This is a genomic window from Pseudomonas indica NBRC 103045 (assembly GCF_002091635.1).
GTDB lineage: Bacteria > Pseudomonadota > Gammaproteobacteria > Pseudomonadales > Pseudomonadaceae > Pseudomonas_M > Pseudomonas_M indica.
This window is the reverse complement of the sequence record NZ_BDAC01000001.1, coordinates 18,702-39,405: the sequence shown is the minus strand read 5'-3', so window position 1 is coordinate 39,405 and position 20,704 is coordinate 18,702. Positions and strand designations below refer to the sequence as shown.

The 20,704-nt window shown below is 64.2% G+C and carries 17 protein-coding genes, 1 tRNA gene and 1 pseudogene; 17 read left to right on the top strand and 2 right to left on the bottom strand.

Annotated features, from left to right (window positions below):
- Positions 1–7 precede the first annotated feature (7 nt).
- On the bottom strand, positions 8–1,072 hold the full coding sequence (gene queG / locus PIN01S_RS00165) for a tRNA epoxyqueuosine(34) reductase QueG (RefSeq protein ID WP_084332812.1): 1,065 nt from the start codon (positions 1,070–1,072) through the stop codon (positions 8–10).
- Positions 1,073–1,149: 77 nt separating this feature from the next.
- On the opposite strand from queG, the gene PIN01S_RS00160 reads away from it, so the two are divergent.
- From PIN01S_RS00160 to PIN01S_RS27495, 14 genes and pseudogenes are all read left to right on the top strand, one after another.
- Complete coding sequence (locus PIN01S_RS00160) at positions 1,150–2,649, top strand: NAD(P)H-hydrate dehydratase (protein ID WP_084332811.1); 1,500 nt, start codon at positions 1,150–1,152, stop codon at positions 2,647–2,649.
- The gene (gene tsaE, locus PIN01S_RS00155) at positions 2,646–3,104 is read left to right on the top strand and encodes a tRNA (adenosine(37)-N6)-threonylcarbamoyltransferase complex ATPase subunit type 1 TsaE (protein ID WP_425287668.1); all 459 of its coding nucleotides are present in this window, start codon (positions 2,646–2,648) and stop codon (positions 3,102–3,104) included. The genes PIN01S_RS00160 and tsaE overlap by 4 nt, the downstream gene beginning before the upstream one ends.
- A 20-nt stretch (positions 3,105–3,124) precedes the next feature.
- Positions 3,125–4,540, top strand: coding sequence for an N-acetylmuramoyl-L-alanine amidase (locus tag PIN01S_RS00150; protein ID WP_084333568.1), 1,416 nt, complete (start codon positions 3,125–3,127; stop codon positions 4,538–4,540).
- Positions 4,537–6,432 (top strand): DNA mismatch repair endonuclease MutL, encoded by a 1,896-nt coding sequence (mutL, locus tag PIN01S_RS00145; protein WP_084332809.1) that lies wholly within the window; start codon positions 4,537–4,539, stop codon positions 6,430–6,432. Before PIN01S_RS00150 ends, mutL begins: the two co-directional genes overlap by 4 nt.
- 69 nt (positions 6,433–6,501) lie before the next feature.
- On the top strand, positions 6,502–7,470 hold the full coding sequence (miaA, locus tag PIN01S_RS00140) for a tRNA (adenosine(37)-N6)-dimethylallyltransferase MiaA (RefSeq protein ID WP_084332808.1): 969 nt from the start codon (positions 6,502–6,504) through the stop codon (positions 7,468–7,470).
- A gap of 96 nt (positions 7,471–7,566) precedes the next feature.
- Complete coding sequence (hfq, locus tag PIN01S_RS00135) at positions 7,567–7,821, top strand: RNA chaperone Hfq (protein WP_084332807.1); 255 nt, start codon at positions 7,567–7,569, stop codon at positions 7,819–7,821.
- 12 nt (positions 7,822–7,833) lie between these two features.
- A complete protein-coding gene (gene hflX, locus PIN01S_RS00130; protein ID WP_084332806.1) occupies positions 7,834–9,135 on the top strand; it encodes a ribosome rescue GTPase HflX in 1,302 nt (433 codons plus the stop codon).
- 95 nt (positions 9,136–9,230) lie between these two features.
- On the top strand, positions 9,231–10,391 hold the full coding sequence (gene hflK / locus PIN01S_RS00125) for an FtsH protease activity modulator HflK (RefSeq protein ID WP_084332805.1): 1,161 nt from the start codon (positions 9,231–9,233) through the stop codon (positions 10,389–10,391).
- Positions 10,391–11,260 carry a protease modulator HflC gene (gene hflC, locus PIN01S_RS00120; protein ID WP_084332804.1) on the top strand — a complete coding sequence of 290 codons (870 nt, stop codon included), beginning with the start codon at positions 10,391–10,393 and terminating at the stop codon, positions 11,258–11,260. The genes hflK and hflC overlap by 1 nt, the downstream gene beginning before the upstream one ends.
- A gap of 105 nt (positions 11,261–11,365) precedes the next feature.
- A complete protein-coding gene (locus PIN01S_RS00115; protein ID WP_084332803.1) occupies positions 11,366–11,551 on the top strand; it encodes a DUF2065 domain-containing protein in 186 nt (61 codons plus the stop codon).
- Positions 11,552–11,582: 31 nt separating this feature from the next.
- Complete coding sequence (locus PIN01S_RS00110; protein WP_084332802.1) at positions 11,583–12,770, top strand: ATP phosphoribosyltransferase regulatory subunit; 1,188 nt, start codon at positions 11,583–11,585, stop codon at positions 12,768–12,770.
- Positions 12,771–12,823: 53 nt separating this feature from the next.
- Positions 12,824–14,119 (top strand): adenylosuccinate synthase, encoded by a 1,296-nt coding sequence (locus tag PIN01S_RS00105; RefSeq protein ID WP_084332801.1) that lies wholly within the window; start codon positions 12,824–12,826, stop codon positions 14,117–14,119.
- A 301-nt stretch (positions 14,120–14,420) separates the two neighbouring features.
- Positions 14,421–15,338 (top strand): annotated as a pseudogene (locus PIN01S_RS27500) (HAMP domain-containing protein); the annotation flags it as partial.
- Positions 15,312–16,196 (top strand): methyl-accepting chemotaxis protein, encoded by an 885-nt coding sequence (locus PIN01S_RS27495; protein ID WP_423814529.1) that lies wholly within the window; start codon positions 15,312–15,314, stop codon positions 16,194–16,196. The pseudogene PIN01S_RS27500 and the gene PIN01S_RS27495, both read left to right, overlap by 27 nt.
- A gap of 97 nt (positions 16,197–16,293) precedes the next feature.
- On the opposite strand, the gene PIN01S_RS00095 is transcribed toward PIN01S_RS27495, so the two are convergent.
- Positions 16,294–16,380 (bottom strand) — tRNA-Leu (locus PIN01S_RS00095).
- Between the two features lie 207 nt (positions 16,381–16,587).
- On the opposite strand from PIN01S_RS00095, the gene rnr reads away from it, so the two are divergent.
- From rnr to rpsF, 3 genes are all read left to right on the top strand, one after another.
- On the top strand, positions 16,588–19,236 hold the full coding sequence (gene rnr, locus PIN01S_RS00090) for a ribonuclease R (RefSeq protein ID WP_084332799.1): 2,649 nt from the start codon (positions 16,588–16,590) through the stop codon (positions 19,234–19,236).
- Positions 19,233–19,985 (top strand): 23S rRNA (guanosine(2251)-2'-O)-methyltransferase RlmB, encoded by a 753-nt coding sequence (gene rlmB, locus PIN01S_RS00085; RefSeq protein ID WP_084332798.1) that lies wholly within the window; start codon positions 19,233–19,235, stop codon positions 19,983–19,985. Before rnr ends, rlmB begins: the two co-directional genes overlap by 4 nt.
- 293 nt (positions 19,986–20,278) lie before the next feature.
- Positions 20,279–20,695 carry a 30S ribosomal protein S6 gene (gene rpsF / locus PIN01S_RS00080; RefSeq protein WP_084332797.1) on the top strand — a complete coding sequence of 139 codons (417 nt, stop codon included), beginning with the start codon at positions 20,279–20,281 and terminating at the stop codon, positions 20,693–20,695.
- Positions 20,696–20,704 lie beyond the last annotated feature (9 nt).

Sequence of the window (20,704 nt, the reverse complement as noted above, 5' to 3'; positions counted from 1 at the left end):
GCGCCGATTAGCGCTCGCCATGCCGGGCGAGCGCCCATTCCACATGCTCCCGCACCAGTTCCGACGGATGCTCGCGCCGGGCTCTCAGCGCTTCGATCACTGGAATCGTCGCCGGGGCGTTGCCCAACCCTACGGCCAGGTTGCGTAGCCAGCGCTCGTAGCCGGCACGGCGCAGCGGCGAGCCTTCGGTGCGGCTGAGGAATTCCTCTTCGCTCCACAGAAACAGCGCAGCCAGTTCCACGTTGTCCAGGCCGTGGCGTGGCTGGAAGTCGCCCTGCGCGCTGGGGCGGGCGAAGCGGTTCCAGGGACAGACGATCTGGCAATCGTCGCAGCCGAACACACGATTGCCGATCAGCGGACGCAGTGCTTCGGGGATGCTGCCCTTGAGTTCGATGGTCAGGTAGGAAATGCAGCGCCGTGCATCCAGCACATAGGGGCCGACGAAGGCGGCGGTCGGGCAGATGTCCAGGCAGGCGCTGCAGCGTCCGCAGTGTTCGCTGCCGTGGGGCGCATCGACGGGTAGCGGCACGTCGACGAACAACTCGCCGAGAAAAAAGTAACTGCCGGCCTTGCGGTTGAGCACCAAAGTGTTCTTGCCGATCCAGCCGAGCCCGGCCTGTTCCGCGATGGCCTTTTCCAGCACCGGGGCGCTGTCGACGAAGGCGCGGTAGCCGAGCGGGCCGATGGCCGCCTGGATGCGTTCGGCCAGTTGCTGCAGGCGCTTGCGGATCAGTTTGTGGTAGTCGCGTCCAAGGGCGTAGCGCGAGACATAGGCCTTCTCCGGCTCGGCCAACCGCTGCGCCATGAGGGTATCGCCCGGCAGGTAGTCCATGCGCAGCGAAATCACCCGCAGGGTGCCCGGGACCAACTCGGCGGGGCGCGAACGCTTGGTGCCGTGAGCCGCCATGTAGTCCATTTCGCCGTGGTAGCCGGCGTCCAGCCAGCGTTGCAGGTGGGCTTCATGCTCAGCCAGGCCGACGTCCGTAATGCCGACCTGCTGGAAACCCAGCTCGCGCCCCCACTCCTTGATGGAACGTGCAAGTGCGGCGAGATCGTCGAGGGAGGTAGACATGCGAGGCAGGGAAACGCGAGACCGAGGTGCGTATAATTCTGCCAGACCTCGCCGCCGCCGCCGAATCCTGCCGACCTATGCCGCATCCTCACGACGATTTCCCTACGAGATTGCACACCGCCGCCCAGGTCCGTGACTTGGATGCCCGGCTGATTGCCGCGGGTACGCCCGGTTTCGAATTGATGCAGCGGGCAGCCCATGCCACCTGGCGCGCGTTGCGCCGGCGCTGGCCTGATGCCGGCTGCGTAACCGTGCTGGCGGGGCGCGGCAACAATGCGGGCGACGGCTACCTGGTGGCGGCATTGGCCCGGCGTGCCGGCTGGCAGGTGCAGGTGTTGGCCGTGGGCGATCCGGCACAGTTGTCCGGCGATGCGGCGCAGGCTCATGCCGAGGCGCTTGCCGCTGGCGTCCCCATCCAGGTGTGGAGCGAATGCGCCGCCCTGCGCGGGGTGCTGGTGGATGCCCTGCTCGGCACCGGCCTGAGCGGTGATGTGCGCGAACCCTATGCCCAGGCGATTCGCCTGATGAACGCCAGCGAGGCGCCGGTGCTGGCGGTGGATATTCCCTCCGGGCTTTGCGCGGATACCGGGCGGGTCCTGGGTGTTGCGGTGCGCGCCGACCTGACGGTGACCTTCATCGGTCTGAAACTCGGCTTGTTCACCGCCGAGGCGCCGGCCCTGGTCGGCGAGCTGGTGTTCGACGATCTACAGGGCGACGCCACCATCATCGCCCAGACGGCGGTACAGGCAATTCGGCTGGCCCCTTCCAGTCTACCTAGGCTGGCGCCGCGCCCACGTACGGCTCACAAGGGGCAATACGGTCATGTGCTGGTGGTCGGCGGCGACCGGGGTATGGGCGGTGCTGCTCTGCTGACGGCCGAAAGCGCTTTGCGCAGCGGCGCCGGAATGGTCTCCCTGGCGACCCGTGCCGAGCATGTGCCGGCTGTGTTGGCGCGTCGCCCGGAAGTGATGGCTGTCGCCGTGGCGTCGGCGAACCAGTTGCTTCCCCTCGTCGAACGGGCGGATGTGCTGGTGGTCGGGCCGGGCCTCGGGCAGATGGCCTGGGGGCGCAGCCTGCTTTCGGCGGTGGCTGGCGTCGGGCTGGCACAGGTCTGGGATGCCGATGCGTTGAATCTGCTGGCGGCTGGCGCTGTCTCTTTGCCGGAAGGTTGCGTGATCACACCGCATCCGGGGGAGGCCAGCCGTTTATTGGGGCAATCCGTCCAGGTTGTCCAAGGGGACCGTCCCGCCGCGGCCAGGGCATTGGCGGCGCGCTACCAGACAGTCGTTGTGCTCAAGGGCGCCGGCAGCCTGGTGGCGGCGCCGGACGGGCGGCGGGCATTATGTGATCGGGGCCATCCGGCCATGGCCAGTGCCGGGCTCGGCGATGTCCTGGCCGGCCTGACCGGTGCGCTCCTGGCGCAGGGGCTACCCGCTTTCGAAGCGGCGTGCCTGGCCGTCTGGCTGCACGCCGTTGCCGGCGAACAGGTGGGGGCGCTGGGGCGGGGGCTGGCCGCGGGTGATCTGATCGCTACCGTTCGTCAACTGCTGGAGGAGCAGTCTCCGTGTCTGAAATGACGTTGTTCGCCGCCGACGAAGGGGCGATGCTCGAACTCGGGGCACGCATCGCCGAGGCCACCGCCGGACACGGGGTGATCTATCTGCATGGCGATCTCGGTGCCGGCAAGACCACCCTGTCGCGCGGCATCCTGCGCGGGTTAGGGCATGCGGGGGCGGTCAAGAGCCCGACTTTCACGCTGGTCGAACCGTACGAAATCGGCGAAGCGAGGGTCTATCACTTCGACCTGTATCGTCTTGCCGATCCGGAAGAATTGGAATTCCTGGGGATTCGCGACTATTTCGAGGGCGACGCCCTGTGCCTGGTGGAATGGCCTCAGCGGGGTGCCGGCGTTTTGCCAAAGGCTGACCTGGACATTACCATTAGTCCGCAAATGAGCGGCCGTTCGCTTCGCCTGAAGGCGCAAGGTGCGCGTGGCGAAGCCTGGTGTGCCGCATTGGCCATGGGAGCATGAAAAACATAATGGGGTTGGGTATGCGCTTGCGCGCGATGTTCGCCGGTTTGGGGGTCCTGCTTGCGGCCGTGGCCGCGGATGCCCAGGCGGCCACCGAGGTGCGTGGCGTACGTCTGTGGCGGGCCCCGGACAACACCCGGCTGGTCTTCGATCTGTCCGGGCCGGTGCAGCACAATGTATTCACCCTGACCGCGCCCAATCGCATCGTCATTGATGTCAACGGTGCGCAGCTCGCCACTCAGCTCGAGCAGCTTTCCCTCAGCAATACGCCGATCACGAGCATTCGCTCCGCGCAACGCACGCCCACCGACCTGCGGGTGGTGCTCGACCTTTCCGCGGCGGTCGATCCGAAGAGTTTCACCCTGGCGCCGAATCAGCAGTACGGCCATCGCCTGGTCGTCGACCTGTTCGACCAGAGCGCCGATACCGCTCCCAAGGTGCCGGCTACTACTACAGCTTCCGTTCCGCAGGCTCCGGTGACTCCGACCCAGCCGGCGGTGAAACTGCCAGCGATGCCCAATGCCAAGCGTGACATCGTCATTGCCATCGATGCCGGCCACGGGGGGGAAGACCCAGGCGCCATCGGCCCGAAAGGAGCGCGGGAAAAAGACGTGGTGTTGGCCATCGCCAAGGAGCTGCAGCGGCAGATCAACGCTGAGAAGGGCTTCCGTGCCGAGTTGGTGCGGACGGGCGATTACTTCATTCCTTTGCGTAAACGCACCGAGATCGCCCGCAAGCAGGGCGCGGACCTGTTCGTTTCCGTGCATGCCGATGCGGCACCGCGCAGCAGCGCGTTCGGGGCCTCGGTATTCGCCCTCTCCGATCGGGGCGCGACGTCGGAAACCGCCCGCTGGCTGGCTGACAACGAAAACCGCTCCGACCTGATCGGCGGTGCCGGCAGCGTGACCCTGGACGACAAGGACCGCATGCTCGCCGGCGTGCTGCTCGATCTGTCGATGACCGCCTCGCTATCCTCCAGCCTCGACGTGGGGCAGAAGGTCCTCAGCAGCATGGGGCGCATCACACCGCTGCACAAACGACGGGTGGAGCAGGCCGGGTTCATGGTGCTGAAGTCGCCGGACATCCCGTCGATCCTGGTGGAGACGGGCTTCATTTCCAATCCCGGTGAGGCTGCCAAGCTGGCCAGCGCCAGCCATCAGCAATCGCTGGCGCGCTCGATCCACACCGGCATTCGCCAATTCTTCCAGCGCAATCCGCCGCCCGGCACCTACATCGCCTGGCTGCGCGACGAGGGCAAGATCACCCAGGCGCCGCACGAGCACGTGGTGACGTCCGGCGAGAGCCTGGCGCTGATCGCCCAGCGTTACCAGGTCAGCCTGCCGGCGCTGCGTACGGCCAATGGCCTGAAAACCGATGTCATCAAGGTCGGGCAGGTCCTGAACATTCCGGCGACGGCCCTGGCGGCCCAGCCATGAGCCAATTCGAGGAACCGGCGGTGCTGCCGCGCATCCAGTTGCTTAGTCCGCGGCTCGCCAACCAGATCGCGGCGGGCGAGGTGGTCGAACGACCGGCTTCGGTCATCAAGGAACTGTTGGAGAACAGCCTGGATGCTGGCGCTCGCCGTATCGATATCGAGATCGAGCAGGGCGGCATCAAGCTGCTGCGGGTGCGTGACGACGGTGGCGGCATTCCCGCCGACGATCTGCCGCTGGCCCTGGCGCGCCACGCCACCAGCAAGATTCGCGAGCTGGAAGACCTTGAGCGGGTGATGAGCCTGGGCTTTCGGGGTGAGGCCCTGGCGTCGATCAGCTCCGTGGCCCGCCTGACCCTCACCTCCCGAACCCGCGATGCCGAACAGGCCTGGCAGGTGGAAACCGAAGGGCGGGACATGGCGCCGCGCGTGCAGCCCGCCGCGCATCCGGTCGGCACCTCGGTGGAGGTGCGCGACCTGTTCTTCAATACGCCGGCGCGGCGCAAATTCCTGCGTGCGGAAAAGACCGAATTCGATCATCTGCAGGAAGTCATCAAGCGGTTGGCGTTGGCGCGTTTCGATGTGGCCTTCCACCTGCGGCACAACGGCAAGAGCGTCCTGGCGTTGCACGAAGCGCCCGATGAGGTCGCCCGTGCGCGCCGTGTGGCCTCCGTTTGCGGTCCAGCCTTCCTCGAACAGGCGCTACCCATCGAGATCGAGCGCAATGGCTTGCATCTCTGGGGCTGGGTCGGTCTGCCGACCTTCTCGCGCAGCCAGGCGGACCTGCAATATTTCTACGTCAACGGCCGCATGGTGCGCGACAAGTTGGTGGCTCATGCGGTACGCCAGGCCTATCGCGACGTGCTGTACAACGGCCGTCACCCCACCTTCGTGCTGTTCCTCGAGGTCGATCCCGCCGTGGTCGACGTCAACGTGCATCCGACCAAACACGAAGTTCGCTTCCGCGACAGCCGGATGGTCCACGACTTCCTCTATGGCACCTTGCACCGTGCCTTGGGCGAGGTGCGCCCCGAGGACCAGTTGGCGCCGCCCGCAGCCACGGCCGCCGTCGTTCGACCTACTGGCGCGGCGGCTGGTGAATTCGGCCCGCAGGGCGAGATGAGCCTGGCGGGCAGTGTGCTGGAGCAGCCGGCGGCCACCTCGTCCTGGCGCGGAACCGGTGGTGGTTACGTGCCGACGCCTCGGGAGACGCCTCCCTCGCTGGCGGAAGCCCAGGGCGCCTACCGGGAGTTCTTCTCGCCCTTACCCGATGCCGATCGCTCCACACCTTTGCCGGAAACCGGCGGGGATATCCCGCCGCTGGGTTATGCGCTGGCGCAGCTCAAGGGCGTTTACATCCTGGCCGAGAACACGCTTGGGCTGGTACTGGTGGACATGCATGCCGCTCATGAGCGGATCACCTACGAACGCCTGAAAACGGCGATGGCCAGCGAGGGCTTGCGTGGCCAGCCGTTGCTGGTACCCGAATCCATTGCGGTCAGCCAGCGCGAGGCGGATTGCGCGGAGGAGCATGGCGGCTGGTTCCAGCGGCTGGGGTTCGAATTGCAGCGCCTCGGCCCGGAGACCCTGGCGATCCGACAGATTCCTGCACTGCTCAAACAGGCCGAGGCGACCCAACTGGTTCGCGACGTCCTGTCCGATCTGCTGGAGTACGGCACCAGTGATCGCATCCAGGCGCATCTCAACGAGCTGTTGGCGACCATGGCCTGCCATGGTGCGGTTCGCGCCAACCGGCGGCTGACCATTCCGGAGATGAACGCTTTGCTGCGCGACATGGAGCACACCGAACGCAGCGGTCAGTGCAACCACGGCCGCCCGACCTGGACCCAACTGGGCATGGACGACCTCGACAAGCTGTTTCTTCGCGGACGTTGAGTCCTTTGGCTGCAGGTTTCCGGCAAAACCTGTAGCCTTTAGGTCAAGTCTGTTGCCCGTACCGTCCCCATGTCCCTTCCTCCCGCCATCTTCCTCATGGGCCCCACCGCGGCCGGCAAGACCGACCTCGCCCTGGAGCTGGCGCGGGTGTTGCCCTGCGAACTGATCAGCGTCGATTCGGCCTTGGTCTATCGCGGCATGGACATCGGTACCGCCAAGCCGTCGAAGGCCGTGCTCGCGGAATTTCCGCACCGTCTGATCGATATCCGCGACCCTGCCGAAAGCTATTCGGCCGCCGAATTCCGCGACGATGCCCTGGCGGCCATGGCCGAAATCACGGCAGCGGGCCGCATTCCGCTGCTCGTTGGCGGAACCATGTTGTATTACAAGGCTTTGCTGGAAGGCTTGGCCGACATGCCCAGCGCTGATCCGGCGGTGCGTGCCGAGCTGGAGGCGCGCGCGGCGGTGGAAGGGTGGTCCGCATTGCACCGGGAGCTGCAGGAAGTGGACCCGGAGTCGGCGGCGCGCATCCACCCCAACGATCCGCAACGCCTGACCCGGGCATTGGAAGTCTACCGGGTCAGCGGAATGACGATGACGGCACATCGCCAGCGTCAGGCCGCGCAAAAACCCGCTTTAGACGGCTCCGGCGCTGGGCATTTGCCTTATACTGTCGCGCACTTGGCCATCGCTCCGGCTCAGCGCCAAGTGTTGCATGAGCGCATTGCCCAGCGTTTTCGGCTGATGCTGGAACAGGGCTTTGTCGGGGAGGTCGAAACTCTGCGCGAACGAAGTGACTTGCATGCTGGCCTGCCGTCTATACGTGCAGTGGGTTACCGCCAGGTCTGGGATTATCTGGACGGCAGGCTGACCCGGGACGAGATGGAGGAGCGCGGCATCATTGCCACGCGCCAACTGGCCAAGCGGCAGTTCACCTGGTTGCGCAGCTGGACCAATCTGCACTGGCTTGACAGCCTGGCCCGCGACAATCTGCCACGTGCCTTGAAATACCTGGAGTCGGTCTCCATATTGACCTGAGATCTTTCCAGTTGCCGTCTATCCTTGGGGGTGGGGCGGCATAAGCCATTGGTTTTTGATTACTACAACGATTTAACCCTTAAAGGAGTGCGGCACATGTCAAAAGGGCATTCGCTACAAGACCCTTACCTCAATACCTTGCGTAAGGAACGCGTCCCGGTTTCCATCTATCTGGTCAATGGCATCAAGCTGCAAGGCCAGATCGAATCCTTCGACCAGTTCGTGATTCTGCTGAAAAATACTGTCAGCCAGATGGTCTACAAACACGCCATTTCGACCGTGGTTCCGAGCCGTCCGGTGCGTCTGCCCAGCGCGACCGAATCCGAACAGCCCGAGCCCGGTAACGCCTGATAGGAGCCCGCCTTGTTCTTCGAGCGCCCCGGTGGTGGTGAGCGGGCCATCCTGGTTCATCTGGATGGCCAAGATCCCGAAGCGCGTGAAGACCCGCAGGAATTCCAGGAACTGGCACTTTCGGCTGGAGCCGATACGGTGGCTTTCGTCAGCGTATCGCGTACCCAGCCGACCGCCAGGTATCTGATCGGCAGCGGCAAGGTCGAAGAACTTCAGCAGCGGGTCAAGGCCGAACAGGCCGAGTTGGTGATCTTCAATCACACGCTCACGCCCAGTCAGGAACGCAACCTCGAACGTGCCTTCGAATGTCGTGTGCTGGATCGTACCGGTCTGATTCTCGACATTTTCGCCCAGCGCGCGCGCACCCATGAAGGCAAGCTGCAGGTCGAGCTGGCCCAACTGGAGCACATGAGCACCCGTCTGGTTCGTGGCTGGACTCACTTGGAGCGGCAAAAAGGCGGTATCGGCCTGCGCGGCCCTGGTGAAACCCAGTTGGAAACCGACCGCCGCTTGCTGCGTGTGCGCATTCGTCAGATCAAGCAGAAGCTGGAAAAGGTGCGAGGGCAGCGCGAGCAGGCTCGTCGTGGCCGCAAGCGCGCCGATATCCCCTCGGTTTCCCTGGTCGGCTATACCAACGCCGGCAAATCCACGCTGTTCAATGCCCTGACGTCTTCGGACGTGTATGCGGCCAACCAGTTGTTCGCCACCCTCGATCCCACCTTGCGCCGCCTCGAGCTGGATGACCTGGGGCCGGTGGTACTGGCCGATACGGTGGGCTTCATCCGGCATCTTCCGCACAAGCTGGTGGAAGCCTTCCGGGCGACGTTAGAGGAATCGAGCAATGCCGATCTTCTTCTGCATGTGATCGACGCCCATGAGCCCGAGCGCATGGCGCAGATGGAGCAGGTCATGGCGGTGCTGGGGGAAATCGGCGCGGAAGGCTTGCCGATGCTCGAGGTATACAACAAGCTCGATCTGCTCGACGGTATGGAGCCGCAGCTTCAGCGCGATGCAGAGGGCAAGCCGCAGCGTGTCTGGCTGTCGGCCCGTGACGGTCGTGGTCTCGATCTGTTGCGCCAGGCCATCGCCGAGCTGTTGGGTGACGACCTGTTCGTCGGTACCTTGCAATTGCCGCAACAGTTGGGGCGGCTGCGTTCACAGTTTTTCGCCATGGGGGCGGTGCTGAGCGAAGGGCATGACGAGGCGGGCAGCAGCCTGCTGGAAGTGCGTTTGCCGAGGGTTGAGTTGCACCGGCTGGTGAGCCGGGCGGGGCTGCAGCCGAACGAGTTCCTCGAACAACATACTTTGCAATAAAGCGCGACCCGGCGGCTTTGCCGGCGGAGTCGAGCATTCGGTAGCATTGGCGGGCGCGCCTTCGGTGCGTCTTCGTTATCAGTATGGAGAGCGCTATGGCTTGGAATGAGCCGGGTGGCAATTCGAATAATCAGGATCCTTGGGGGGGGCGCCGTGGTGGCGACCGCAAGGGGCCGCCGGATCTCGACGAGGCCTTCCGCAAATTACAGGAGAGCCTGAACGGTCTCTTTGGTGGCAAGAAACGCGGCGCCGACGGCGATGGCAGGGGGAGTGGCGGCTTCGGTCTGGTCGGCATCGTGCTGGTCATTCTCGCGGCGCTCTGGCTGTGGAGCGCGATCTACGTGGTCGACGAGCAAGAGCAGGCCGTGGTGCTGCGCTTCGGCAAGTACTACGAGACCGTCGGTCCGGGCCTGAACATCTATTTCCCGCCGATCGATCGCAAGTTCCAGGAAAACGTCACCCGCGAGCGTGCCTATAGCAAGCAGGGCCAGATGTTGACCATGGACGAAAACATCGTCGAAGTACCGCTGACCGTTCAGTACAAGATCAGCAACCTGCAGGACTTCGTGCTGAACGTGGATCAGCCGGAAGTCAGCTTGCAGCACGCTACCGAAAGCGCCTTGCGCCATGTGGTCGGTTCAACCGAGATGGACCAGGTGCTGACCGAGGGCCGTGTCGCCATGGCCAGTGAGATCAAGGAGCGCCTGCAGCGGTTCCTCGATACCTACCGCACTGGCATCACCGTGACCCAGGTGAACGTCCAGAGCGCCCAGGCACCCCGTGAAGTGCAGGAGGCATTCGACGACGTGATCCGTGCCCGCGAGGACGAGCAGCGCGAGAAGAACCAGGCCGAAGCCTACGCCAACGGCGTGGTGCCCGAGGCACGCGGCCAGGCGCAGCGCATTCTCGAGGATGCCAACGGCTACCGCGACGAAGTGGTTTCCCGTGCCAAGGGTGAGGCGGACCGCTTTACCAAGTTGCTCGCCGAATACCGCAAGGCGCCCGAGGTAACCCGCCAGCGCCTGTACCTGGACACCATGCAGCAGATGTACAGCAACACCAGCAAGGTTCTGGTGACCGGTGAAAGCGGCCAGAACAACCTGCTCTACCTGCCTTTGGACAAGATGATCGATAACCGTGGCGGCAGCGTCTCCGGTTCCGGCTCTTCCGGGCAATCGGCGACGGGCAGCGATATGGGAACGCGGATCGTCGACGATCTGCAGCAGCGTAACCTGCGTTCGAGGGAGAGCCGCTGATGAGCAACAAGTCGCTGATCGCCCTGATTGTCGGCGTGGTCCTGGCGCTGGTCGCCTGGAACAGCTTCTACATCGTGGCGCAGACCGAGCGTGCCGTGCTGTTGCGTTTCGGTAAGGTGGTCGAGGCGGACGTCCAGCCCGGCCTGCACGTGAAAATGCCGATTGTGAACCAGGTGCGCAAATTCGACGCACGCCTGCTGACGCTTGACTCGGCTACCTCGCGCTTCCTGACGTTGGAGAAGAAAGCGGTCATGGTGGATGCCTACGCCAAGTGGCGTGTAGCGGATGCCGAGCGCTTCTATACCGCGACCTCGGGCCTCAAACAGATCGCCGACGAGCGTCTGTCGCGCCGCCTGGAGTCGGGGCTTCGCGACCAGTTCGGTAAGCGTACCCTACATGAGGTGGTATCCGGCGAGCGCGATGCACTGATGGCGGAAATCACCGGTTCGCTGGACCGGATGGCGCGCAAGGAGCTGGGGATCGAGGTGCTCGACGTGCGCGTCAAGGCCATCGACCTGCCCAAAGAGGTCAACCGCAGCGTATTCGAGCGGATGAGCACCGAGCGTGAGCGCGAGGCGCGTGAGCACCGTGCCAAGGGCCGTGAGCTGGCCGAGGGGATTCGCGCCGATGCCGATCGTCAGCGCCGAGTCCTTCTCGCCGAGGCCTACCGCGAATCGGAAGAAACTCGCGGTGATGGGGACGCCCAGGCAGCCGCGATCTACGCCAGCGCCTACAACCAGGATCCGGAGTTCTACTCGTTCTATCGCAGCCTGCAAGCCTATCGGGAAAGCTTCTCGAACAAGGGCGACGTGCTGGTGCTGGATCCGAAGAGCGAGTTCTTCAATTACCTGGAACAGGCCAAGCGCTGAGGCCGTCCGGCGGGCGCCAGTCGCCCGCCGGGATGACCGCCGGTTAAAACGTGTTATGATGAGCCAGCCGGGAAAAACCCCGGCTTTTTTGCGTCTGCGGGAATCATGTGGCAGGAACTCGGCATAGCCTTTTGCTTGATGTTGGTGCTGGAAGGCATCCTGCCCTTCCTCTATCCGCGACGCTGGCGCGGGGCTCTCACGCAGTTGTTGCAATTGCCTGATCGCCAACTGCGCCTCATGGGGCTGGCCAGCATGCTGCTGGGGACCACCCTCCTGTATCTGCTTCACTGAAGGCTTGCCGCCCGATCGAGAGGAAGGCGAAATGGCAACGGTAGACCGCTGGCTGCTGCCAGATGGCATCGAAGAAGTACTGCCGCCGGAAGCGGCGCGCATCGAAGCCGCACGGCGTCAGGTGCTGGACCTGTTCCATCGCTGGGGTTACGAATTCGTCGTGACGCCGCATATCGAATACCTTGAGTCGCTGCTCACCGGCGCGGGCCAGGATCTGGATCTGCGTACCTTCAAGGTGACGGACCCTTATTCCGGTCGGCTGATGGGCTTCCGCGCCGACATCACGCCGCAAGTGGCACGGATCGATGCGCATACCTTGCGCCGCGAAGGACCGAGCCGCCTGTGCTACGCCGGCAGCGTGCTGCATGCCCAGCCGCGCGCGCTGTCCACCTCGCGCAGCCCGATCCAGTTGGGCGCCGAACTCTACGGCGATGCGAGCCCCGCCAGCGACGTCGAAGTCATCAGTCTGATGCTGGACATGCTCGAACTGGCTGAAGTGCCCGATGTGCACATGGACCTGGGGCATGTCGGTATTTACCGTGGCCTGGCTCGTGCGGCCGATCTGTCCGGCGAGGTCGAGCAACGGCTGTTCGATGCCCTGCAGCGCAAGGCGATGGACGAAGTCGCCGAGCTGACCGAAGGCCTGCCGCAGGCGCTGGCCTCCATGCTGCGTTCGCTGGCCGAGCTCTGCGGCGGACGGGAAGTGCTCGAGTTGGCGCAGGCGTGCCTCGTCGAGGCGCCATCCGACGTGCATGCGGCGCTGGATGAGTTGATCGCCATCGCCGATGCCCTCGGCTTGCGCTATCCGGAATTGCCGCTGTACTTCGATCTCGGCGAGTTGCGCGGCTACCACTACCACACCGGGGTGGTCTTCGCGGCGTTCGTGCCGGGCGTCGGTCAGTCGATCGCCCAGGGTGGGCGCTATGACGATATCGGCGCCGATTTCGGTCGGGCGCGTCCGGCCACTGGTTTTTCCACCGATCTGAAGACCTTGGTCACCCTGGGTCGGATGCCGCTAGCCGAAACGGCTGGCGGTGTCTGGGCGCCGGATAGCCACGATCTTTACCTCTGGCAGGCCATCCAGCGCCTGCGTCGCGCCGGCGAGCGGGTCGTTCAGGCCTTGCCGGGCCAGGGTGAGGCGGATGCCGCCGAGCTGGGTTGCGACCGCCAGCTGTCGCTGCGCGAGGGTTCATGGCAGGTCGTGCCGCTGGCGACCTGAGATTTCCGCCGGCAGCGGCCGGCATCAAGCTTCCGCGAATGAGGACAAGCGTTATGGGTAAGAATGTCGTAGTCCTGGGCACCCAGTGGGGCGATGAGGGCAAAGGCAAGATCGTCGATCTGCTGACCGATCAGGCAGCCGCCGTGGTGCGTTACCAGGGCGGGCACAATGCCGGCCATACCCTGGTCATCGAGGGCGAGAAGACCGTCCTGCACCTGATTCCGTCCGGCATCCTGCGCGAAGGCGTGCAGTGCCTGATCGGCAACGGTGTGGTGCTGGCGCCCGACGCCCTGCTGCGTGAAATCGCCAAGCTGGAAGAGAAAGGCGTGCCGGTGCGCGAGCGCCTGCGCATCAGCCCGGCCTGCCCGCTGATCCTGCCTTACCACGTGGCCCTCGACCTAGCCCGTGAGAAGGCGCGTGGCGACGCCAAGATCGGCACCACCGGGCGTGGCATCGGTCCGGCCTACGAAGACAAGGTGGCGCGTCGCGGCCTGCGTGTCGGCGATTTGTTCCACCGCGAGCGTTTCGCCGCCAAGCTGGGTGAAATTCTCGATTACCACAACTTTGCGCTCCAGCATTACTACAAGGAGCCGGCGATCGACTTCCAGAAGACTCTGGACGAGGCCATGGTCTATGCCGACCAGCTCAAGCCGATGATGCTGGACGTCACTGCACGCCTGCACGAGCTGCGCCGCGCAGGGGCCGACATCATGTTCGAAGGCGCCCAGGGCTCGCTGCTGGACATCGATCACGGCACCTACCCCTACGTGACCAGCTCCAACACCACCGCTGGCGGCACCGCCACCGGTTCCGGCTTCGGCCCGCTGTACCTGGACTACGTGCTGGGCATCACCAAGGCCTATACCACCCGCGTTGGTTCCGGTCCGTTCCCGACCGAGCTGTTCGACGACGTCGGTGCCTTCCTGGCCAAGCGCGGTCACGAGTTCGGTGCGACCACCGGTCGCGCGCGCCGCTGTGGCTGGTTCGATGCGGTGATCCTGCGTCGCGCCATCGAGATCAACAGCATCTCCGGTCTTTGCCTGACCAAGCTCGACGTGCTGGACGGCCTCGAGACCATCCGCATCTGCACCGGCTACAAGGACCAGCACGGCCAGCTCCTGACCGATGCCCCGACCGATGCCGACAGCTACATCGGCCTGCAGCCGGTCTACGAGGAAGTGCCCGGCTGGAAAGAATCGACCCTGGGCGCGAAAAGCCTGGAAGAGTTGCCGGCCAATGCGCGTGCCTACATCAAGCGCGTGGAAGAGCTGGTGGGGGCGCCGATCGATATCATTTCCACCGGCCCGGACCGCATCGAAACCATCATCCTGCGCCATCCGTTCGCCTGATCTCGCTTCGCTCCATCGAGAAAGCCGCCTTCGGGCGGCTTTTTCGTTGCCGTGAAAATTTTTATGGCATTTTGCTTGCTGGCACTGAATAAATCCCGGAAGTCGCCGTTAACCCGGTAACGGTCGTTGAGGAGAGCCTGTCGTGTCCGCCATCCTGTCCCTGTTGCGCAGTCGTCTGCTGCGTCCCGTCTTTTTTGCGCTGGGAATCGCCTTGCTGGTGCAAATCCTCGTCGCGGTTGCACTGACCCGAAGCACGGTCGAGGCCTTGGAGGCCGATCTGGGCAGCCGTCTGGAAGGCGACATGCAGCGACTGGGTGTCGAACTCAAGCAGGCGGGCGGCGAGTTGTCCGCAGGGCTGGAAAGCCTGTCGGCCAGTACACGCGAGCGGTTGTCGGCGGGACTGTCCTCGCGATTGCAGGGTGAGCAGGAGCAATTGCGGGCGACGCTGGAGAAAAGTCTCAAGGAGTCCGCCAACGACATGGCGCAGCTTCTGGCAGCTGTGGCGCCCAGGGCGATGTGGGACAACGACATACCGACGCTGTCGGAATTCGCCCGGCGGGCGCAACGCAATCCCAATGTGCTGTTCGTGATCTACGACGATGCCGAGGGCCAGCATCTGACCCGCTATCTCAATCGGCAAAGGCCGGAGATCAAGGCCCTGCTGGCGAAAGGTCAGGGTGAGCGGGCATTGGATCAGGTGCTCGAGGCGGCCCGGCACGATGAGTCGGTGTATTTCGTCGAGGCATCCATCAGTCCGAACGGGGTCGAAATCGGCAAAGTCCTGATGGGGGTCTCGACGGCCGCCGTCGAGACCGAGCTGGCGGCCCTGGACACGCGCTTCAACACACTCATCGCCAGCGGCGGGCAACTGGTGGCCGACAGCTTGGCGGGTGCGGCAGCCGACAGCTCGGCGGCGTTGAGTGCGCGATTGCAGGCGGCCCAGGACGCGGCGGCCGGTATTTCGGCCGGGGCCCGTGAGTCGGTCCAGACGGCTGCCGGGACGTTGCGTTGGCGGATTGGCACCGGCTTGGTGATTATCGGGATCGGCGTCCTGGTGGTGCTGGCGTTGGTGCTTGGGCGCACGGTAGTCAGCCGCCTGCGTTTGCTGATTGCGGCGCTGAACGACCTGGCGGCCGGCGAGGGAGACCTGACGCGGCGTGTCGAATTGCACAGTCGCGACGAGGTGGGTGACATGGCCGCGGCCGTCAATCGCTTTGTCGCCAAGCTGCAACCCATCGTCCGCGAGGCGGGGGAGGTCGCCCAGCGCACCGGCGTCGAAATCGCCGGGTTGAGTTCGCGTAGTGCGGCCGCCGAGGCAGCGGCGGGACGCCAGCGCGATGAAGTCTCCGGCAGCCTGCAGGCGCTGGCCGAAATGACCGAGCAGGCCCAGGCGGAGAGCCGCGCGATGCAGGAAGCGTTGCAGCGGGTCGAGTCAATTCGCAGGGCGGCTGGCGAGAACGCTGCCATTGCCGGGCGGGTCGGGCATTCCATCGAGGAGTTGGTGGCGCGCGTGGAAACCGGCTCGGCGGTAATCGAGCGGTTGGCGCGGCAGAGCGAGCAGATCGAAGTGGTGCTCAGCGTGATCCATGGTATTGCCGAGCAGACCAACCTGTTGGCGCTCAACGCTGCCATCGAAGCGGCCCGAGCCGGGGAGAGCGGGCGTGGTTTCGCCGTGGTGGCTGATGAGGTCCGGGCGCTGGCCAGCAAGACGCAGCAGTCTACCGGCGATATCCAGGCACACATCAACGCCTTGCAGCAGGGGGCCCGGGAGGCGGTAGCGGCCATTGGACAAGCCGGTCAGCAGGCGAGTGAAGGGTTGGCGGCGTTGCGGGAGAGCAGCGAATTGCAGCGTTCGATCCAGGTGGCTGTGGAGGATGTGCATGGTGCCATCGACTCGGCGACGCTGGCCGCCTCACGCCAAGCCGAGGGGGCGCTGGCGGTGAGGGGGAGGGTCGAGGTGATTCACGGGGAGGCGCAGCGGGCGGCGGAAGCCGTCGCGGCGACCGCGGCCAGCGGACGTGTATTGGATAACTTGGCCGGTCAGCTCAAAGCCAGCCTGGGGCAATTCCGCGCCTGACGAAAAAGGGGCTGACGCACTGTCAGCCCCTTTCGATGGTTTTTTTCCGATGTAGAAAAAACAAAACCGAGCCATTGGCTCGGTTTTGTCTGGAATTTGGTGCCCAGGAGAAGACTCGAACTTCCACGGTGTTGCCACCGCTAGGACCTGAACCTAGTGCGTCTACCAATTCCGCCACCTGGGCGTTGATTTCGATGAGTGATCATCTACTTTCAACTACAGCGACGTTTGCCGTCGTTGTGGCGCGCACTATACGGACGAGCTTTTGGGTTGTAAACCCCTGTTGTTGAAAAAATTTTATTCCGTTTGTCGGGCTGACCCGAACAGCGTTTCGCGCTTCAATAGGGACATGGCAAGCACATCGAAGAATAGACAAGGTGAACCCCTCCTGATGGCCGACTGGCACTCCCTCGATCCCGAGGCCGCTCGCGAAGCGGAAAAATACGAGAATCCCATCCCCAGCCGTGAGCTGATCCTGAAGCACCTGGCGGAACGCGGTTCCCCGGCGAGCCGTGAGCAGTTGATCGATGAGTTCGGGCTGCATACCGACGATCAACAGGAAGCCTTGCGTCGCCGATTGCGTGCCATGGAGCGCGACGGCCAGTTGATCTATACGCGCCGCGGCGCCTATGCCCCGGTGGATAAGCTCGATCTGATCCTCGGCCGCATCAGCGGACATCGCGACGGATTCGGCTTTCTGATCCCGGACGACGGCAGCGACGATCTCTTTCTCAGCCCGGCACAGATGCGTCTGGTCTTCGATGGCGACCGGGTCCTTGCCCGGGTCTCGGGCTTCGACCGGCGCGGCCGCCGCGAGGGTTCGATCGTCGAGGTGATCTCCCGCGCTCACGAAACCATCGTCGGCCGCTATTACGAAGAAAGTGGCATCGGCTTCGTCGAGGCCGACAATCCGAAGATCCAGCAAGAGGTGCTGGTGACGCCCGGGCGTACCGCGGGCGCCAAGATTGGCCAGTTCGTCGAGATCAAGATCACCCATTGGCCGACCTCGCGCTTCCAGCCCCAGGGCGACATCGTCGAAGTCATCGGCAACTACATGGCGCCGGGCATGGAAATCGACGTGGCCCTGCGCAGCTACGACATTCCCCATGTCTGGCCGAACGCGGTGCTCAAGGAAGCGGCGAGGCTCAATCCGGAGGTCGAAGAGAAGGACAAGACCAAGCGTGTCGATCTTCGTCATTTGCCTTTCGTCACCATCGACGGGGAAGATGCCCGCGATTTCGACGATGCCGTGTATTGCGAGAAGGGCGGACTGTTTTCCGGTAGCTACCGATTGTTCGTCGCTATCGCCGATGTCTCCCATTATGTGAAGGTCGGCTCGGCCCTGGACGAGGAAGCGAAGAACCGCGGCAACTCGGTTTATTTCCCCGAGCGGGTGGTACCGATGCTGCCGGAAGAGCTGTCCAATGGCCTTTGCTCGCTGAATCCGCACGTCGATCGGCTGGCAATGGTCTGCGAGATGACCATCTCCCGCAGCGGCAAACTCAGCGACTATCAATTCTACGAAGCAGTGATCCACTCCCATGCGCGCCTGACCTACAACAAGGTCAGCGCCATGCTGGAACGGCCGAAGAGCCCGGAGGGCAAGCGGCTGTGCGGCGAGTACGCCGAGCTCCTGCCGCACCTCAAGCAGCTCTACTCGCTCTATAAGATACTGCTCAAGGCGCGCCACACCCGTGGTGCGATCGATTTCGAAACCCAGGAAACGCGGATCGTCTTCGGCTCCGGGCGCAAGATCGCTGAGATCCTGCCGACCCAGCGCAACGATGCGCACAAGCTCATCGAAGAGTGCATGCTGGCTGCCAACGTGGCCACCGCTGCCTTCCTGCAGAAGCATGAAATCCCCGCCCTGTATCGCGTACACGACGGCCCCCCGGCCGAGCGTCTGGAAAAGCTCAAGGCCTTCCTCGGCGAGCTGGGGCTGAGCCTGCATCGCAGCAAGGATGGTCCGACTCCGAAGGATTACCAGAAGCTGCTGGAGTCGATTCAGGAGCGCCCGGATTTCCACCTGATCCAGACCGTGATGCTGCGTTCGCTGAGCCAGGCAGTCTACAGCGCCGACAACAATGGGCACTTCGGCCTGAACTACGAGGCCTATACCCACTTCACCTCGCCGATTCGCCGCTACCCGGACCTCCTGGTACACCGGGCGATCCGCAGTGTGATCCGCTCCAAGCGCGAGACGCCGCATGTCCGCCGCGCCGGGGCGGCGAGCATGCCCAAGGCGCGTATCTATCCCTACGACGAACCGGCCTTGGAGCAGCTCGGCGAACAGTGCTCGATGACCGAGCGGCGCGCCGACGAGGCGACCCGCGACGTGGTCAATTGGCTCAAGTGCGAGTTCATGCAGGATCGCGTCGGTGAGAGCTTCGACGGGGTGATCACGGCGGTGACCGGTTTCGGCATCTTCGTCGAGCTGAAGGACATCTATGTCGAGGGCCTGGTGCACGTCACCGCGCTGCCGGCGGACTATTACCACTTCGATCCGGTCCATCATCGCCTGTCCGGCGAGCGCAGCGGCCGCAGCTTCCGCCTTGGCGACAGCGTCGCGGTTCGGGTCATGCGGGTCGATCTGGACGAGCGCAAGATCGATTTCGAACTGGCTGAGGCGCAGTTGGAACGGCCGGTTGGGCGGAAGAAGCGTTCGCCGGAGCCTGAGTCGTCCAGCGATCGGCGCCCGGCCAAGAAAGGCCGGAAGGAAAAGGCGGGCGATGCGCCGCGCGGCAAGGGCAAGGCTGGAAAATCCACGGCCCCGGTTGCGCCGGAGCTGTTGGCCCAGGCCGACGCCATGCTCGGCAACACCGACGTGAAGAAAAGCCGGGCTGTGAAGCAGGCCTTGCTCGCAGAGGCGAAGAGCGGCAAGCCGGGCAAGAAGAGCCCGCCCAAGGCGTCGTCGGGCAGCGCCGCGAAGAGCGACTCGGAGAAGAGCGGCGGCCCCAGGAAACACCGCAAGGGGCCGTCCAAGTCCTCCTCGGCCGCCAAGCCGGGAGCGACCCCGCGTAAACGTAAGGCGAAGTCATGAGTCAGTTGGAAAAAATCTACGGCGTGCATGCCGTGGAAGCGTTGCTGCGTCATCATCCCAAGCGGGTCAAGCAGCTCTGGTTGGCGGAAGGTCGGCACGATCCGCGCGTGCAGGCACTGATCCAGCTTGCTCAGGAGGCCAGGGTCACTGTCGGTCAGCGCGATCGCCGTGAGCTGGACGAATGGGCCGAGGACGGCGCCCACCAGGGCGTGGTTGCCGAAGTAAGCCCCAGCCAGGTCTGGGGCGAGGCCATGCTCGAGGAACTGCTCGATCGTGCCGAGGGGCCGCCCCTGTTGTTGGTACTGGATGGCGTGACCGATCCGCACAACCTCGGTGCCTGCCTGCGTACCGCCGATGCGGCGGGTGTGCTGGCGGTAATCATCCCCAAGGACAAGTCGGCTACCCTGAACGCCACGGTGCGCAAGGTCGCCTGCGGGGCGGCCGAAGTGGTGCCGCTGGTGGCGGTGACCAACCTCGCACGGACCCTGGAAAAGCTTCAGCAGCGCGGGCTGTGGACGGTCGGTACGGCCGGCGAGGCCGAACAGGAACTGTACCAGCAGGACCTCACCGGCCCCACGGTGCTGATCATGGGGGCCGAAGGCAAGGGCATGCGCCGCCTGACCCGCGAACATTGCGATTACCTGGTGAAGCTGCCGATGGCCGGTAGCGTCAGCAGCCTCAATGTGTCGGTCGCTACGGGCGTCTGCCTGTTCGAGGCGGTTCGGCAGAGGGGCAGCCACAAGCTTTAAGCGGCAAGTGAGAGCAAGGGCGGCTTGACGCTGGGGAGGGGCCACCTACCATCCTGGCGAGCTTGGAGCTTGGAGCTTGGAGCTTGGAGCTTGGAGCTTGGAGCTTGGAGCTTGGAGCTTGGAGTTGCTTAATTTTTCACCAGTTCGCCTTGCTTCCCCGTCGCCCCTTCTCTAGAATTGCGCCCCTTGCCCGGCGGGCGGTGCTCATGCGCCTGTCATCCGGCAAGACAAAACGAGAACTCACTCCTTGCCTGACCGCTTTGTCGGCAGGCTGCAACCCGTAAGGAGCATTTATGCGTCATTACGAAATCATCTTTCTGGTTCACCCGGACCAGAGCGAGCAAGTCGGCGGCATGGTCGAGCGTTACACCAAGCTGATCGAAGAAGACGGCGGCAAGATTCACCGCCTGGAAGACTGGGGCCGTCGTCAGCTGGCTTATGCCATCAACAACGTGCACAAGGCTCACTACGTGATGATGAACGTCGAGTGCAGCGGCAAAGCCCTGTCCGAGCTGGAAGACAACTTCCGCTACAACGACGCCGTTATCCGTAACCTGGTCATCCGTCGCGACGAAGCCGTCACCGGCCAGTCCGAGATGCTCAAGGCCGAGGAAAACCGCAGCGAGCGCCGCGAGCGTCGTGATCGCGTTGAAGCTACTGACGGCGCCGAAGGCGACGACAGTGACAGCAGCGACAACGCTGACGAGTAATTCCCGGAT

Coding starts and splice junctions, on each gene's coding strand:
- queG (WP_084332812.1), bottom strand. CDS start 1,072: ATGTCTACCTCCCTCGACGATCTCGCCGCACTTGCACGTTCCATCAAG.
- PIN01S_RS00160 (WP_084332811.1), top strand. CDS start 1,150: ATGCCGCATCCTCACGACGATTTCCCTACGAGATTGCACACCGCCGCC.
- tsaE (WP_425287668.1), top strand. CDS start 2,646: ATGACGTTGTTCGCCGCCGACGAAGGGGCGATGCTCGAACTCGGGGCA.
- PIN01S_RS00150 (WP_084333568.1), top strand. CDS start 3,125: ATGCGCTTGCGCGCGATGTTCGCCGGTTTGGGGGTCCTGCTTGCGGCC.
- mutL (WP_084332809.1), top strand. CDS start 4,537: ATGAGCCAATTCGAGGAACCGGCGGTGCTGCCGCGCATCCAGTTGCTT.
- miaA (WP_084332808.1), top strand. CDS start 6,502: ATGTCCCTTCCTCCCGCCATCTTCCTCATGGGCCCCACCGCGGCCGGC.
- hfq (WP_084332807.1), top strand. CDS start 7,567: ATGTCAAAAGGGCATTCGCTACAAGACCCTTACCTCAATACCTTGCGT.
- hflK (WP_084332805.1), top strand. CDS start 9,231: ATGGCTTGGAATGAGCCGGGTGGCAATTCGAATAATCAGGATCCTTGG.
- hflC (WP_084332804.1), top strand. CDS start 10,391: ATGAGCAACAAGTCGCTGATCGCCCTGATTGTCGGCGTGGTCCTGGCG.
- PIN01S_RS00115 (WP_084332803.1), top strand. CDS start 11,366: ATGTGGCAGGAACTCGGCATAGCCTTTTGCTTGATGTTGGTGCTGGAA.
- PIN01S_RS00110 (WP_084332802.1), top strand. CDS start 11,583: ATGGCAACGGTAGACCGCTGGCTGCTGCCAGATGGCATCGAAGAAGTA.
- PIN01S_RS00105 (WP_084332801.1), top strand. CDS start 12,824: ATGGGTAAGAATGTCGTAGTCCTGGGCACCCAGTGGGGCGATGAGGGC.
- PIN01S_RS27495 (WP_423814529.1), top strand. CDS start 15,312: ATGGCCGCGGCCGTCAATCGCTTTGTCGCCAAGCTGCAACCCATCGTC.
- rnr (WP_084332799.1), top strand. CDS start 16,588: ATGGCCGACTGGCACTCCCTCGATCCCGAGGCCGCTCGCGAAGCGGAA.
- rlmB (WP_084332798.1), top strand. CDS start 19,233: ATGAGTCAGTTGGAAAAAATCTACGGCGTGCATGCCGTGGAAGCGTTG.
- rpsF (WP_084332797.1), top strand. CDS start 20,279: ATGCGTCATTACGAAATCATCTTTCTGGTTCACCCGGACCAGAGCGAG.